Source organism: Dolichospermum sp. UHCC 0259, assembly GCF_009711935.1.
Classification (GTDB): Bacteria; Cyanobacteriota; Cyanobacteriia; order Cyanobacteriales; family Nostocaceae; genus Dolichospermum.
In genome coordinates this window covers 1-14,629 of the sequence record NZ_VIKX01000100.1, presented here as the reverse complement: position 1 = coordinate 14,629, position 14,629 = coordinate 1, and the positions used below count along the sequence as shown (strand labels likewise).

Annotated in this window: 14 protein-coding genes and 2 pseudogenes; 9 read left to right on the top strand and 7 right to left on the bottom strand. The window is 36.4% G+C overall.

Features of this window, described 5'->3' with window-relative positions:
* Window positions 1-20: 20 nt before the first annotated feature.
* Window positions 21-1,460: a site-specific integrase gene (locus FJR05_RS07705; protein ID WP_168643580.1), complete on the bottom strand. Its 1,440-nt coding sequence runs from the start codon at window positions 1,458-1,460 to the stop codon at window positions 21-23.
* A 116-nt stretch (window positions 1,461-1,576) separates the two neighbouring features.
* On the opposite strand from FJR05_RS07705, the pseudogene FJR05_RS07700 reads away from it, so the two are divergent.
* The 4 genes and pseudogenes from FJR05_RS07700 to FJR05_RS07685 form a co-directional block, all read left to right on the top strand.
* Window positions 1,577-2,677: pseudogene (locus FJR05_RS07700) on the top strand (nickel-dependent hydrogenase large subunit); the annotation flags it as partial.
* 208 nt (window positions 2,678-2,885) lie between these two features.
* Window positions 2,886-3,308 carry a hypothetical protein gene (locus FJR05_RS07695; protein ID WP_168643579.1) on the top strand — a complete coding sequence of 141 codons (423 nt, stop codon included), beginning with the start codon at window positions 2,886-2,888 and terminating at the stop codon, window positions 3,306-3,308.
* 428 nt (window positions 3,309-3,736) lie between these two features.
* Window positions 3,737-3,943 carry a hypothetical protein gene (locus FJR05_RS07690; protein ID WP_168643578.1) on the top strand — a complete coding sequence of 69 codons (207 nt, stop codon included), beginning with the start codon at window positions 3,737-3,739 and terminating at the stop codon, window positions 3,941-3,943.
* Window positions 3,944-4,055: 112 nt separating this feature from the next.
* Entirely contained in the window at window positions 4,056-5,468 is a 1,413-nt protein-coding gene (locus tag FJR05_RS07685) for a serine/threonine-protein kinase (protein ID WP_168643577.1), read from the top strand.
* Window positions 5,469-5,570: 102 nt separating this feature from the next.
* Here the strand turns inward: FJR05_RS07685 and FJR05_RS07680 are convergent, their stop codons facing one another.
* Complete coding sequence (locus tag FJR05_RS07680) at window positions 5,571-5,939, bottom strand: SET domain-containing protein (RefSeq protein ID WP_168643576.1); 369 nt, start codon at window positions 5,937-5,939, stop codon at window positions 5,571-5,573.
* Window positions 5,940-6,188: 249 nt separating this feature from the next.
* Here FJR05_RS07680 and FJR05_RS07675 point away from each other — a divergent pair, with 249 nt between their 5' ends.
* Entirely contained in the window at window positions 6,189-6,662 is a 474-nt protein-coding gene (locus tag FJR05_RS07675; protein WP_168643575.1) for a hydrogenase maturation protease, read from the top strand.
* A gap of 26 nt (window positions 6,663-6,688) precedes the next feature.
* Here the strand turns inward: FJR05_RS07675 and FJR05_RS07670 are convergent, their stop codons facing one another.
* Together FJR05_RS07670 and FJR05_RS27900 are read right to left on the bottom strand one after the other, a co-directional pair.
* Window positions 6,689-7,063: a hypothetical protein gene (locus tag FJR05_RS07670; RefSeq protein ID WP_168643574.1), complete on the bottom strand. Its 375-nt coding sequence runs from the start codon at window positions 7,061-7,063 to the stop codon at window positions 6,689-6,691.
* A gap of 473 nt (window positions 7,064-7,536) precedes the next feature.
* Entirely contained in the window at window positions 7,537-7,659 is a 123-nt protein-coding gene (locus FJR05_RS27900; protein WP_371416855.1) for a hypothetical protein, read from the bottom strand.
* Window positions 7,660-8,508: 849 nt separating this feature from the next.
* On the opposite strand from FJR05_RS27900, the gene FJR05_RS07660 reads away from it, so the two are divergent.
* From FJR05_RS07660 to FJR05_RS07650, 4 genes and pseudogenes are all read left to right on the top strand, one after another.
* Window positions 8,509-8,994 carry a hypothetical protein gene (locus FJR05_RS07660; RefSeq protein ID WP_168643573.1) on the top strand — a complete coding sequence of 162 codons (486 nt, stop codon included), beginning with the start codon at window positions 8,509-8,511 and terminating at the stop codon, window positions 8,992-8,994.
* A gap of 57 nt (window positions 8,995-9,051) precedes the next feature.
* Window positions 9,052-9,225, top strand: a complete 174-nt coding sequence (locus FJR05_RS26860) for a hypothetical protein (protein ID WP_217385544.1) — start codon at window positions 9,052-9,054, stop codon at window positions 9,223-9,225.
* Window positions 9,226-9,230: 5 nt separating this feature from the next.
* A complete protein-coding gene (locus tag FJR05_RS07655; RefSeq protein WP_168643572.1) occupies window positions 9,231-9,842 on the top strand; it encodes a cupin in 612 nt (203 codons plus the stop codon).
* A 234-nt stretch (window positions 9,843-10,076) separates the two neighbouring features.
* Window positions 10,077-10,433 (top strand): annotated as a pseudogene (locus FJR05_RS07650) (ArsC/Spx/MgsR family protein); the annotation flags it as partial.
* Window positions 10,434-10,764: 331 nt separating this feature from the next.
* Here the strand turns inward: FJR05_RS07650 and FJR05_RS07640 are convergent.
* The 3 genes from FJR05_RS07640 to FJR05_RS07630 form a co-directional block, all read right to left on the bottom strand.
* Window positions 10,765-12,087: a CO2 hydration protein gene (locus tag FJR05_RS07640; protein ID WP_168643571.1), complete on the bottom strand. Its 1,323-nt coding sequence runs from the start codon at window positions 12,085-12,087 to the stop codon at window positions 10,765-10,767.
* Window positions 12,088-12,179: 92 nt separating this feature from the next.
* Window positions 12,180-13,682: an NADH-quinone oxidoreductase subunit M gene (locus FJR05_RS07635; protein WP_168643570.1), complete on the bottom strand. Its 1,503-nt coding sequence runs from the start codon at window positions 13,680-13,682 to the stop codon at window positions 12,180-12,182.
* A gap of 69 nt (window positions 13,683-13,751) precedes the next feature.
* Entirely contained in the window at window positions 13,752-14,450 is a 699-nt protein-coding gene (locus tag FJR05_RS07630; protein ID WP_254446799.1) for a carbonic anhydrase, read from the bottom strand.
* Window positions 14,451-14,629 lie beyond the last annotated feature (179 nt).

The following is a 14,629-nucleotide window of genomic DNA, read 5'->3' as shown; positions in this document are numbered from 1 at the left end:
CTTGTATTCTCCAACAATTTTCACTTTTCCACCTCCAACCTTAACCTTTCATTCTCCATCCTTAACGCCAATATTTCATTCTTCTGCAACTCAATTAACGACTTTTGACTAATTACCTCACCAAAGGCTTTTTTCCGGTTTTCAATCCCAAACCATCTTTGATAGGTTTTTGTATGTTCATCAACAGTATGACCTAAATTATCTGCTGCGGCTTTAATTGGTATTCCCTGAAGATGCGCTCGAATTGCACAACCATGCCGTAAATCATAGGGTTGAAACTCAATTCCCACCTTTCTAAACCATCTGGATATATCTCTTCGCATCCAATTAATATTTTGTACAGATGCGATTTTTGCCACCTTTTGTTCTAAAATCTTTAATGGTTTGGGATTATGTAAATCAAATAATTCTATCCATTCAGGTACAAAAGGAATAACTTCTCGATATCCAGTTTTGGTATTTTTATTCACCTTCCAAGTATGATCTATATTTTGGGCAGACATCCACCAATTAATATCCGGTTCTACAAATAATTCCCTTGGTCTTAATCCATAAGTCGCCAACATTCCATATACCCAACGCCACATTTCCCAGGTATCTATTTCATCACTAATGTTTGTATTTTTGCGGTTGAGAGCGAATTTTTCAAACAGATCAAAAGCAGAGATGATTTTTTCATCTTCAGGAATTTCTCGATAAGCAGGAGTGACATGATCTCGTTTGACATCAAGTTGAAATCCTAAATTAAAAGTTTTAATCAAAACAGAACTTACCGCAATCAGTTCATTTTTTTTATTACCCTGAAATGAATTAATAATTTCCTCAAAATTTTCTTTTGTGGCTAAATGGGAGAGAGTCAAGTTTCTTTTAATTACAGATATATAGTTAGCAAAAGTATTTTCACTGGTGATAGTTTTCTGACGGGTTTGATAATATTTTTCATCAAATGTATCTAATAATTCGCCAATTGTTTTTATTTCTTGCTTTTCTCTCGATTTAATTCCTAAATACTTCTCATTCCACTCGAAAGTATGACGAGCAATTAATTTACCTAACTCGTAACTTTCTTCAATTGCAGTTTTTAAACCCTCTAAATTTGCGGGTATTCCTAGAGATAAATCATACTGTTTTTTCTGCTTACCTACACTACTATCCCCTGGTTTTAACGGTAGGGTAGCTCGTAATTGGAGAGAATTGCCAGTTTGTTTAATACTAACTCTTATTCTCTCTCTTTTTAAATTAGTATTAGCTTCGATTAACTTCTGTTCAAAAACTGCTTGATACTGTAATTCCGTTGCTTTTATTTTCGCCATTGTTCCCCTATAGCTACCATCTGTGGTGTTCTGCGGCTCAAAGTCTGCGAACATATCTGCAAACCAGTCGCTTGAGTCTGCATTTGCATATTCCTGTGTAGATGTAGAATATGTCTCCTCGCAATTACCCTGATTTTGTCCGCTCATTCCCTAAATATTCCCTTATTTATAAACTGAAATGGTGAAAATAAAATGTTCTGTCCGAGCAAAATTACCTGATAAAATAAGTTACTCAGGAACATTTACAGCATATCACCTGTTGTCATAGCAGTTATATGGTGCCTGGTGGTGTGATGTGCGCCCCCACTTTAACTGATATTACCCGCGCCTGGGCAATTTTGGAATATTTCCGCACCAATTGGTTAGAACCAGTTTGGTTAGGATGTTCTTTAGAAAGATATGAAGAAATTCAATCCTATGAAGACTTTCAAAAGTGGTTAGATGAAGATGTTAAACATCGAGAATCTGACTTAGGTTTATATTGGCGCATGGGGTTAGATATCGGTTTAGATCGATATGGTGCTGGTGTGGGTAAATATGTGACTTGGGGTTATATTCCCCATGAGGATAAATATAATCATCCCACCATTGAAGGACGTAACGCTGCTGTAATTATGAAAAGCGGTGTTTATGATAGCTTCACTAATACTCATGCTTTGATGAATCAAGGTTTTGCCCGTGAGAATTTAACCCATTCTTGGTATGATGAAGGTACAGAAGATTGGCATCCAAGCGATCGCACAACCACACCAATTAATAACAATCAAAAAGACTTTAATGGGGCTTATTCTTGGTCAAGTGCTGTACTTCACCAAGACTTAGGAAGATTAGAAGCCGGACCCCTCGCCCGTCAATTAGTTGCAGGGGGAAATCATGGCGAATCTTGGCAACATTATGACCCCTTTATTCTCGACACATTCAAGCAAATGGGTGGTGCAAGTGTTCATGTTCGCCAATTAGCAAGAGTCCACGAAATAGTTAAACTCTATCGTCAAGCTGAACGTTGTTTAAGAGAGTTCAAATTAAACGATCCTTGGTATATTAAACCAGAAGAAAAAGATGGTAAAGGTTGGGGTGCAACGGAAGCCGCTAGAGGTGCATTATGTCACTGGGTAGAAATCGAAAAAGGCAAAATTAAGAACTATCAAGTTATCGCCCCCGGTACTTGGAATATCGGACCCCGTGACGGTGAAGGACAACTCGGACCCATTGAAAAAGCATTAATTGGCACACCAATTCAAGACCCTAAAGACCCCGTAGAAGTGGGTCATGTCGCCCGTTCTTTTGATTCATGTTTGGTGTGTACTGTTCACGCCCACGACGCGAAAACAGGCGAAGAATTAGCTCGTTTTAGAACAGCTTAATTTATTGTTACTTAAGATCCCCGACTTCTTAGAGAAGTCGGGGATCTATTTTTTGCTAAGTCAGGGTTCTATATAATTGTTATTTACAGTACAAAAGTTCCCAAATCCGTAGGTTAGTCTGAATTTTAAGGAATAATTGATAATTTCTAATGATCAAATTATGAATTATCAATTAGGAATTACTAAATACTAAAAGTGGTAACTAATTGTGTCTAATTTAGAACTACATCAATATCTTTCTAAGCTTCCTGAAGCCGCACTCCAAGAATTTCTTGAATGGTGTATGTTAGATCAGTCAACAGCCGCAGGATTAGAATTTAAACCTGATCAAACTAAGTTAAAGAATTTAGCACCAGCGGATTATTCTAAGCAATTGGTTGACCAATTTATGAAGGTCAGACCTGACCCAATTAGAGCCGGTTTAGTAGCTGTAATTGCTGGAAAACAAGCCGATAAACACGAATTAACAGGGTTAACTGCTGTTGTTGATTTTGTTTCTCTTTATGTTAAATATTTAATTCCTAAAGATGGTACTAATCCAGAAGAAGCAGATACAATTTTAGCTAAAGCATCACAACATCAATATGAGCAACTTGTAGAAATTGCTAAAAAACATGGTGTGAGTTTGTAGATTTTTAGTAAGCATTCAGCTATCAGTGGTCAGCAGTCAGCTAAAACTGGATTTTTGGCTTTTTGAAGTGAGGAAACTGACATTAGTAATTAATATTCAGAATGCTGATCAATTCAATTCTTACTGATAGCTAACGGCTGAATGCTTACGCTTTTCAGGGTGGGCATTGCCCACCTTATAATTAACAATTTATAGTTGTAAATTGAGTTACTAAAATCCAACACAAAATATATAAATACTAGGGTTACTTGAGTTAATCCAATATATAAATTTAATTGATATTAATTGATAAGTTTTAATAAGATATTGATAAATCAGACGAATTTTATATCATTTAATGATAACATTTGTTTAAAGCTTTTCGGAATCTCCGCTTCATCAACTTTATGCGTTTGTAGAAATCATTACTAACTCTTCAAATCATACTCATGAAACGTATTGCATCTTTTGTTCTCGCTACTTTGATAGCGTCTATATCCGTGTTGGGTATTGCAGAAAATGCTGATTCTGCAACTTATAATCGTCATCATGCAACTACCCATGCTAGACGTTATCGGACTTGCACTGGCAGAAATCGTTATAGATATTATCGAGGCAAGTATTACAGATGTCGTTACAATAGACGGCATCATTAATCCCATTATCATTTAAACAACTGGGTGGGAAATACTCACCCAGAAAAATAATAAATGCCAATAACAATTGAAATATGGTATAAAAGATATACATAATATATTTAATAAAGATATGAACATTTGGACACCGGGGACATCCATTAACAACGGTAGATATATTATTCAACAATATCTTGGTCGTGGTGGTTTTGGTATCGCTTATAGTGCCATAGACCAGAAAAAAGCAAAAATAGTTGTTATTAAAACTTTAAATCCTACACAAATCAGTCCAGAAGAGTTTCGGACAGAAGAGAGAAAATTTTATAATGAGGGAATGCGATTAGCTAAATGCAACCCTCACCGTCATATTGTCGAAGTTTATGAGTTTATTGAGATAAACGGAATTTCGGGAATGGTGATGGAATTTATTGATGGGGATAATTTAGCATTATATACTCGTGAGAATGAGGGATTAGCGGAAACTGAGGCTTTGCATTATATTGACCAAATCGGACAAGCTTTAGAACACATTCACGCGCTGGGATTTTTACATCGGGATGTCAAACCCAATAATATAATTTTACGGCAAAACACCAAGGAAGCTGTTTTAATTGATTTTGGTTTAGCGAGAGAATATACTTTAGGTGCGGAGGTAAACATGACCAATGCCAGAAGTAAAGGTTACGCACCCATAGAACAATATGAAAGATATGGTAAATTTGGCGACTACACAGATGTCTATGCTTTAGCTGCGACTTTGTATAATTTACTAACTAATAATGAACCTTTACCCGCAGAGTTTAGAAAAACGGGAATAGCATTACCACCACCCCAACAGTTTAACCCAAAAATTAGCGATCGCATCAATGCTGCCATTCTCCAAGGTATGGAATTAGAAGCAGCAAAACGTCCTCAAACAGTCAGAGAATTTCGTGCCACCTTGGGTTTAGTAATTAACCCTGTGGTGAATATTTCCATGCCATCACCTGTTAATTATACTTCTATTACTATTCCAGAAAAACCACAAGAAAATATCACTACACCTCAAACTATCAAGCAAAATATAAAATTTAATTCATCCTCTGGAATAGACTATCAAAAACTCCGTGACCTACTTGCACAACGCGAATGGAAAGAAGCAGATGAAGAAACACGACGGTTAATGTTAGCCGTTACAAAACGGGAAAAAGAAAACTGGTTAGATGCTAACAGTATTCATAATTTCCCCTGTGAAGACCTCCGCATTATTGATGAATTGTGGGTACAATCCAGTAATGGTAGATTTGGATTTTCTGTGCAGAAAAAAATTTATCAAAGTTGTGGAGGAACACTTGAATACAATGAAGAAACTTGGGATAAATTCGGAGAAAAAATAGGATGGAAAAGAAGAAAATTATTAGGAATGGCAGGAAATTGGCTAAGTGAACATGATACTAATTATGATATAACTGCACCACCAGGACACCTCCCATCAGCATTGCGAGGAACAACAGGGAAAAGTGGTCTTTCTTCTTTGGCATCAAGACTGGCAGATTGTCATCTGTAAAAAGGAATTTATATACTTAACATGAATAAATTATCAATAAATAATCCTGAAAATCCTGATTCAGACAATAGTAAATGTTGGGTTTCCTTGCGTCAACCTAACCTACTCTTCTACATCAAACCACACCGGAGAAACATCATCAATCTGCCCATTATAATTAATCGTAATTTCCTGACCTTCCCGAATATATTGATGAGCAACAATATCAATGATATTTTTTGCAAAATTCTTAATATAAATAGCATTGGGATGATAGGAATGATTAAAAAGAGAAGCAAAACCTAAACCTATTGCTCCGCTTTCTCCATGCCAATCAAAATAATAATTTAATAATACCGTTTTAGTAATTAACTTAACTTGCTGTTTAGGAATCACAATTACAGCGGCTCTTTCAATTAAATCTCCTTTAGCAAAATCTTGCTGGGCAAATATACCTCTACCTTTAGTCTCTGTATCACGAAGTACTAGCATATAGCAATTCTATCTGATGGGTAAGAATGATTTTTAACTAACCACTACAGATAAACGCAGAGAAAATAAATATCATATCCCCGACTTCTGAACATTGGTTGATAGTTTATGGAGACGATTACACAAGAAGTTGGGGATCTTGACTGCTATAGCCACTATAAAGTCAATGATCAAAGATGTAGTCAGAATTTCCGTAAATTTTAATTTTTCGTGCCAAGTTGATAATATTCATGTTATTATAAATATCCCATGCTAACTATCATTGGTTGTGGCAATCTGAATCGGAATGATGATGCTGTCGGCGTAGTTATTGCCCAACGTTTACAGCAGCATCTCGCCCAAAATCCTCACCCCAACATCCGCGTTTTTGATTGTGGAACTGCGGGAATGGAAGTGATGTTTCAAGCGAGAGGTAGCGAAAAATTAATTATTCTTGATGCTAGTTGCACAGGTTCAGAAGCAGGTGCTATATTTAAAGTCCCAGGGAACGAACTAGAAGCACTACCCGAACCTAGTTACAACTTACATGATTTTCGTTGGGATCATGCTTTGGCTGCTGGGAGAAAAATCTTTTTAGATGATTTTCCCCAAGAGGTGACAGTCTATTTAATTGAAGCTGCAAATCTGGATTTTGGGCTAGAATTAAGTCCTGTTGTGCAACGTTCTGCTGATTTAGTTTTTGCCGAACTAATTACAGTTATCCAACAGAATGTTATGGCTTAATCAACAATCTCAAATCTCAAATTGCATCAGATCCAATCACGATAAACTGGCAACTCATCTACTCTCATTTCAAAAGGTACAGTTTGACTATCGGGAGGACAAACCCGGATTTTGGCACTGCTAACAATGCCATAGAGAACATTAGCCATAGGGACAATTTGTTGCAAAATTTGCCAGTTAGTAACTTGGTCAGGGCATTCAATTACTAAGGTCAAAATACTGGCGTGAGTTGTGGCATACCAACGACAATTAGACAACAAACTATGAATAATGCGATCGCATCCTTCATAAAAGTATTTGCTAATTGAATGCTCCAATTGTTGTCGAAGCATAATATCTGCTGATGTTGGCTGTATAGGGTGCTTATCATCAGCATTGAATTCATGTTCTGTTCTCGCCATGTCCGGTTATTTTCCTATTGATTTAACAATTGCCATTGCATACAATACGTCCTTATTGGTTTTTAGAAAGGCTTGGGTTTCATCATCATCGAAAGCACCATACCACTACAATCTATTCCCCAATAATTTCTCAATAAATACACTCTCTGTCCGACAAATCCGGCTAATTGCATAGCGGTTTGATAACCTAACTAATCGAACACGAAAAACTCTGGTTACAGCACAATCTCTGGCTATAGGTTGATTAATGCACAAATAACCTGTTTTTCGCCTTTTTCGCCTAAAGTTACCCGCTTTGATTCAGATGTGTATTTTTATATAACCCTGGTGAAATTCCCTCGATATCATGCACCACTGAGTAAATTTCTATTTCCTCAAAATTATCTATGGGGATTGGTTGTCGAACTGCTTGCAAAATTTACCAATAGATATTTTCAGAAATAGACCACTTTTGAAAACGCCCAATAGAACGCCTATTCCCAACGTTCTGTTAAAAACCGTTCTCGGTCAAAATTAAATTGAGGATGTTCTAGCTTTTGCTGGTTACTAGGCTGTAAAGACGTTGTTTGATAGGCATCTTCAACGCATGGATTCACTTGAAAATAGTCAGTACCACAGACAAAAGGAATAGGTAGCCTTCAGGGTCTAACTGATTTTTTGCACTTCTTTTCGATATCACACAACTAGTAATAAACTCCTTATTCTCAAATCCCAAATCTGCATTGAGAATAAGTTTATCAAAATCAAAACATAGTTGTATGTTGTTTTCGTGAAGATATGCAAACAGCAGCGATAGCGCCCAAAGGGTGTCCGCTATGCAACAAACAATATCTCAAACTCCTGTCTTGATATTTCCAGCTAGACCTATGATAAACACAACCAACTAAAAAGATGAATCCATTAATACTTTTATTTAGTATAACATAATTCTCCAATTCGTCATCGCCTAATTCATAAATTAAGGTCAGACAATTATTCTCAACTCCTATATGCTAGATGCTATCTATGATCCCTTCTCACCCACGAATTTGCACATAAATTCCTGTAGGATATAAAGCCCCTGCTGACGGATTTACACCCAATTTATAGAAACTATTATATATCTTTTTTCAAGTAATAGCAGTAGTTAACCACAAAAAATCATGAATAGGGTTATTGCGATTTAATTGCAAGCGCTGATAAAAACGAGGATAAACTTTAAAATAAGTTGGTTATGTAGCTAGGTTTACAGAATTGTGATTAACTTAGTTACAGCATTTTCTAATGTTATCAGGTACAGTTTTTTTGTCGCCAAACCAGTAGGGGTGCAGGGATTGCGCCCTTCATTGTCTTTCATTAAAGTGATGAAATAATTAAATTTATCTAACTAAATAGAATTTTAATTGTTAAATAGTAGATATGATAAATTTAAGATATTCCAAAACAGATGGGATTAATTGCCTATTATGCAAATTCATACAAATAGCTTTTCATGGTTTGATGTAGCAGATGATGTCAAGGAATTATTAATCTTAGCGGCACAGACTTGGGAAAATACCGAAGAGTCTACAAAATATATGCAGCAAGCGTTAGCTAAAACAGGAGATAACACAGATGTTTTAGTTGCAGCTTATAGATATTTTTACTACAAAAATAATTATGTCTTAGCACTGACAACAGCAGAGAAAATAACCGCTAAAATAAAAAAAGCGGAAAGTCTACCTGATAATTGGCAAGAACTTAAACCTATCCTAGTTAACCGTCACGAAGAATCTCCAATCAGATTGTACCTCGCTGCTTATGCTGCTTCTGGTTTGGTATTAGCTAAACTCGGAAAGATAGAACAAGCGAAAGAAATCAGTACCAGAATAAAAGGTATTGATGAAAAAAATGATTTTGGTGCTGGTATTCTTCTCGATATTTTAACTCGTCCACCAGAAGAAGATGATTAAATCTGGGGATAGGGAAAAACCCCTAAAAATCACAAAGCAATCAACAAATTACGAATCATGAATAATTGGTTATCTTTCAACTCAAATTCCCATTTACTATCATCATTTTCTACCCAGAATACTTTGATTCTACCGGGAATGCCTACATCTCCCCTGACTCCTGTAACTAAAATGCCTCAAACTTCTCCTCCTATAATTTTTTTACCTAATTCTGCACAGTCAATATTTTAAAATTTATGCAAGGTAAAGATTTATTTGTTGCTGAAAATGGACAACATCAAGTTTGTCAATCAGCAAGATCATGGGATTTATTGCGTGATAATTATCGTCTCTATCGCTTTTTAACTGAAGTCGAAGATGTTCTTAAAAATGTTGAAGATGAATCAACACGACTGCCAGAAATTAGAAAGTTGGTAAGACGATTAATTATCAATTCCTATTGGGTACAAAGTCAATCTTTACAACCTGATTCAAAAACGGGAATTTCTGTTTTACTATTATATGATGAATTGGGATTGCCCCTAACTGTACAAACAGTAACATTTGTACCAGGGACAACTTCTAATATTCATAATCATGGAACATGGGGAGTAGTTGCAATCTTAAAAGGTCAAGAAAAAAATACATTTTGGCGACGCAGTTCCCATCCAGATTTTCCTGATAAAATTGAAAAAACAGGCGAAGTAAATTTATCTCCAGGTGATATTGTGAGTTTTACACCGCAAACAATACATCAAGTTCAAGCTATTGGTGAAGAACCAACAGTAACATTTAATATTTATGGAGAAACTAACCCAAAACAGAGATTTGAATTTGACGTAATTAACCACATTGCTAAAAAATTTTAAAAGTAGTGGCAAAAAACTAAATGACAGATTATGCTAATAAATATTATAGAAAGTAAGATGCGGGGCTTATTTTTAAACATTGTAAATGAATGATTAATTAATGTTAGAAGTCAGGAATCTATGACTTAGCTATCAATTAAAATAATCATCTTTCATCTGCGTTTATCTGCGTTTATCTGCGGTTAATTATTTCCTATCCAAATATCCAACCATAACCTTATAGGAGAAACAGCAATGGCCAGAGTAATTTTCTATGAAAAACCAGGCTGTAAAGGTGGTATAAAGCAAAAAGTTTTGCTCACAGCCGCAGGTCATGAAGTAGTAGCATATAATCTATTAACAGAACCTTGGACAGTGGAAAAATTGCGGTCATTTTTTGGCGATCGCCCGGTCAGTGAATGGTTCAATAAGTCCGCACCTGGTGTAAAATCAGGAGAGGTGAATCCTGAAAACATCACCGCTGAAAATGCTTTAGTCATGATGCTGAGAGATCCTTTATTAATCCGTCGTCCCTTGATCCAAGTAGGGGATAAAAGAGAAGTAGGCTTTGATGTCGAGAAAATTGACGCATGGATAGGCTTAAAAGCTGTAAGTAGGTAAACATAATAAAACCGATATATGTTTAGTTTTGTGAAACCCGTAAAACAACCTATTTGTAAGGCATTCATTGAATTTACATTTCGTCACATACCTTTAAATTTTTCGGTTTACCTACTTAGATGAGTCTTTAAAACAAATGAGTGAAAACCTCATACAGCAGAACCTCCAAGGCTGTTCTCATGGACATAATCACGACCACGATCATGGTAAAGGTGGTTGCAAAAATCACTAAAAAGGATATGAGATATTAATAAACCTTTACCCGCTTCTTTACTTAATTATCAAAGTTATTAAGAGAAGAAATGCGGGTAAAAGAAATAATTTATCTATAATCCTGGCTTTGAATATCCCGTAATCTCGCTGCATCACGCATACCATAATCAGTGCGAGTAAAGCGATTTAGCTGCATTTCAAAAAATTCCCGATTTGCTTGTAAATGCTTGGGGTTTTCATCATCTAAAGGATATAAAAGGGCAGTTCTTAAAGCTTGAATTACCGCTGACGTGACATTATACATCGAACGTTGAAAAGTAATCCCCAATTGAATCAAAATATCTTCTTCTCCTCGACAATATTCTTGATAATAATCAACAAGATATTGAGGCAAAAAGTGCAACATATCTTGCATTAATAATGTGGGCGGAATACCCGCTGTACCCACAGGAAATACATCAGCATAAAGAATCCCATAATGGAAGTCTTTTTGATCTTCGGGAACTTGTCCTGCTTGGGCATTATAAGACTTTGTGCCTCTAAATGGGGCTGTGCGATAAAAAACAGCTTCTACATAGGGTAATGCGGCTTCGTATAGCCAGGTAAAACCTTTTGATTTGGGGATAATTTCATAGCATTCACCATCAATATAAACATGATGATAAATGGGACGACCGGCAATAGCGAATATACCATTAATCAAGAAATTCATGGCATCAGGTACACCTTTAAAACCGCCTTCATCATAAATATCCGACATTTCAAAAAATACAGGTGCCATGACTTCCCAGAAAAGTCCTAAGTTGGAATAATAGGACATCATCCGGCACTGTTCCAAGAACATATCAGGAAACAGTTTATAAAGTGCCAACATTAAGGGATTTTTCTTGAAGTAAGCTTTAATGGCTTTATCAGCATTAGCTTTATATTCTTCTGAATCTAAATAGGCATCAAATTGGTTAACTGGTGCATACATTTTGCGATGCCATAACATGGCTTGCATACAAGCTTCCGCAAATTCCATGTTAATTCTGTCATGGAATAAATGATGGAAAATCTTTGGCATTTTGGTGGTTTCACCTTTTTCCATAAATGCCAAAAGTTCAGGATGTGCTGTAGCTACACCTCGCCAAATTCTTAAATCAGCGTCATCACCTGCATAGTGATTATGTAAGTCTAAATATTCTTGGGGTAAGAAATATTTAAAAGCTGGTAAAGGATCTAAAAATACTCTTTCGGCAATGTAAAGTAAATCACGCCAATAAAAATCCATCGGTACAGCATACGCTTTATAAATACCGATAATTTGCATTAAATTTTCCGGTGTATCTGGCAACATTGAACCGCCAGCTTCTAAGCGATAAATAATTTCGGCAAATTCGTGTTTTGAAGGTGGGATTTTAGTAGTTGGTTTATCTGAAGTTTGTACCATAATATTTTTGTTTTGGGTTAATTAAAAGTGAAGTGTAATAAATTATTGTAGGGGTTTAGCAGTGCTAAACCCCTACCCATGATTTTTGATGATTACTTCAACGCAACTTCCGCAATTACGGTTTTTTCTGTAGTAGGAATTGCGGCTACCATTGCGGTAGTTGTGGTTTCACTCCAACGCACTAACCAAACTGGTTGTACTCCCAAAAAGATGATTAAGGATGCCAAAATTAGGGCAGGGACTTTTTCATTCCATAATACTCTGGGATAGTAGGCTAGGTTATTTTGCAGTTTGCCAAAACAGGTACGATTGAGAAGAATTACAAAATAAACTGCGGTTAAACCAGATGCTACTACACATAAAATTGTAGAAATTGGAAAGCTGGAAAAACTGCCTTGAAAGGAAATAAATTCCGCAATGAACCCTGTTAAACCGGGGATACCTGCACTAGCCATACCACCTAAAACGAGTAAGGCACTAACCAGGGGTAAACCGCGAATAGGACTCATTAAACCATTCAGTTTGTCTAATTCTCTTGTACCAACTTTGGTTTCGATAACTCCGACTAAATGGAAGAGAATAGCGAGAATAATTCCATGACTAAACATTTGGGCGACTGCACCAACTAATGCTAATGGTGTGGCGGCGGCGGCGGCTAGTAAAATATAGCCCATGTGGCCGATAGAACTATATGCTACCATGCGTTTGATGTCTTTTTGGGCGATCGCTACCACTGCCCCATAAATCGCGCTAATTGCCCCCCAAATAGCTAAAGTTGGGGCAATAATATGCCAAGTCTGGGGAAACATTCCTAAGCCAAATCGCAATAATCCATAAGTTCCTAGTTTTGCTAAGACTCCACCTAACAAAATAGCAATAGGTGTGGAAGCTTCGACGTAAGCATCTGGTAACCAAGTATGAAAAGGAATTAACGGAATTTTGATGCCAAAACCTAAAACTATTCCTGCTAATAATACTAATTGCATTCCCGCAGAAATGTTTTGAGTTGCCACAGCATCAAAGGCAAAACTATGAGAACCTGTTAACCATACCATGCCTAAAAATGTGGCTAAAATTAAAGCCCCAGAAATGGCTGTATATATCAGGAATTTCATCCCCGCATAGGCTCGTTTTTCTCCTCCCCAAATGGAGATTAGTAAATAAAAGGGAATTAATTCCAATTCATAAAATAGGAAAAACAGCAGTAAGTTTTCTGATAAAAATGCACCAGCAACGCCACCACTAACCAACAAAATCAGGGAATAAAATAACCGAGGACGTTCTGTATCTTTGCTGCTGCTGTAAATAGCAATCCAAGTGAGAAAGCTATTCAATACCAACATTAATATTGATAGCCCGTCAACTCCTAATTGATAAGTTAAACCCAATGTTTCATTCCAAGGTAGATATTCGGTAAATTGCATCCCTGGGTTGCTGATATCAAATTTTAACAAAATGAAGATATTCCACAGCAAAACTACACCTGTTACGATTAGGGATACTAACCGAATCCGACTTGCGGAAACATCTTTTGCTGGATAAAAACCGATGATTATAGCGGCTATAATTGGTAGCCAAATTAAAACACTCAACATATTTTATTAATTGGTAATTGGTGATTGGTAATAGAAATAGGTAATCTATTACCAATTGATTTAAATGGATTAACTAACTAAACTAACTTTACCAGTATCTAAATCGTAATAACCACCAACTATTTTCAGTTTGTTGGCTGCGATTAATTCAGCGAGAACTGGTGATGCTTTTAATTTTTCAATTTGCACCAAAATGTTAGCTTTACAAGCATTTTCTAATCTATCTCCTGGTTGTCCTTGAGATTTTTCGACACCGGGCTTAATTGCCTCTAATAAACTACCAATTTGCCCTGGTACTTGTGCGCCTTTAATTGCTGCATCTACAGCACCACATCTTTCATGTCCTAGTACCATAATCACTTTTGATCCTAATACTAAGCTGCCAAATTCTAGGCTACCAATTTCTTCTGGTGTGGCAATATTACCAGCTACCCGACAAACAAATAGATCGCCTAAACCCTGATCAAAAACTATTTCGCCGGGGACTCTAGAATCGGCACAACCCAGAATGGAAGCAAAGGGTTTTTGTCCTTTGGCAACTTCCTGTAAGCGTGCCGAACCTTGATTTTTATAGCGACGTTTTTGTTTGACAAATCTATCATTACCATCGAGTAATGCTTTTAGGGCTGCGTCAGGAGTAATGTTGTTTTGAGCTATTGCTGGTTCGGGTGTAGCTAGATAGGAAGAGACTCCTACAGCTACTCCGGCACTAATTACGCCTGTACCTAATTGGAGTAAATTTCGGCGAGAAAGGTGTTTGTTAATCATTGGATTATCCATAATCTGATTTAGATGGTAAATATTATTTTAAATTATTATTAGCCATCTAAATCACAGATATTTAGAAAATTAAATCCATGAGTTGAATTCCCCAAAAAGGCCATGTCACACAGTAGTTTTTCACTCTCCCCCCACTTTCGAGAGTTTATAGGGTAGGTAGAAGTAGG

Bases quoted from the DNA above. Each gene is read 5' to 3' on its own strand.
- FJR05_RS07670 (WP_168643574.1), bottom strand. From the start codon at position 7,063: ATGGCGAGAACAGAACATGAATTCAATGCTGATGATAAGCACCCTATA.
- FJR05_RS07690 (WP_168643578.1), top strand. From the start codon at position 3,737: ATGAAACGTATTGCATCTTTTGTTCTCGCTACTTTGATAGCGTCTATA.
- FJR05_RS07660 (WP_168643573.1), top strand. From the start codon at position 8,509: ATGCAAATTCATACAAATAGCTTTTCATGGTTTGATGTAGCAGATGAT.
- FJR05_RS07640 (WP_168643571.1), bottom strand. From the start codon at position 12,087: ATGGTACAAACTTCAGATAAACCAACTACTAAAATCCCACCTTCAAAA.
- FJR05_RS07680 (WP_168643576.1), bottom strand. From the start codon at position 5,939: ATGCTAGTACTTCGTGATACAGAGACTAAAGGTAGAGGTATATTTGCC.
- FJR05_RS07705 (WP_168643580.1), bottom strand. From the start codon at position 1,460: ATGAGCGGACAAAATCAGGGTAATTGCGAGGAGACATATTCTACATCT.
- FJR05_RS07655 (WP_168643572.1), top strand. From the start codon at position 9,231: ATGCAAGGTAAAGATTTATTTGTTGCTGAAAATGGACAACATCAAGTT.
- FJR05_RS07675 (WP_168643575.1), top strand. From the start codon at position 6,189: ATGCTAACTATCATTGGTTGTGGCAATCTGAATCGGAATGATGATGCT.
- FJR05_RS07630 (WP_254446799.1), bottom strand. From the start codon at position 14,450: ATGATTAACAAACACCTTTCTCGCCGAAATTTACTCCAATTAGGTACA.
- FJR05_RS07635 (WP_168643570.1), bottom strand. From the start codon at position 13,682: ATGTTGAGTGTTTTAATTTGGCTACCAATTATAGCCGCTATAATCATC.
- FJR05_RS07685 (WP_168643577.1), top strand. From the start codon at position 4,056: ATGAACATTTGGACACCGGGGACATCCATTAACAACGGTAGATATATT.
- FJR05_RS26860 (WP_217385544.1), top strand. From the start codon at position 9,052: ATGAATAATTGGTTATCTTTCAACTCAAATTCCCATTTACTATCATCA.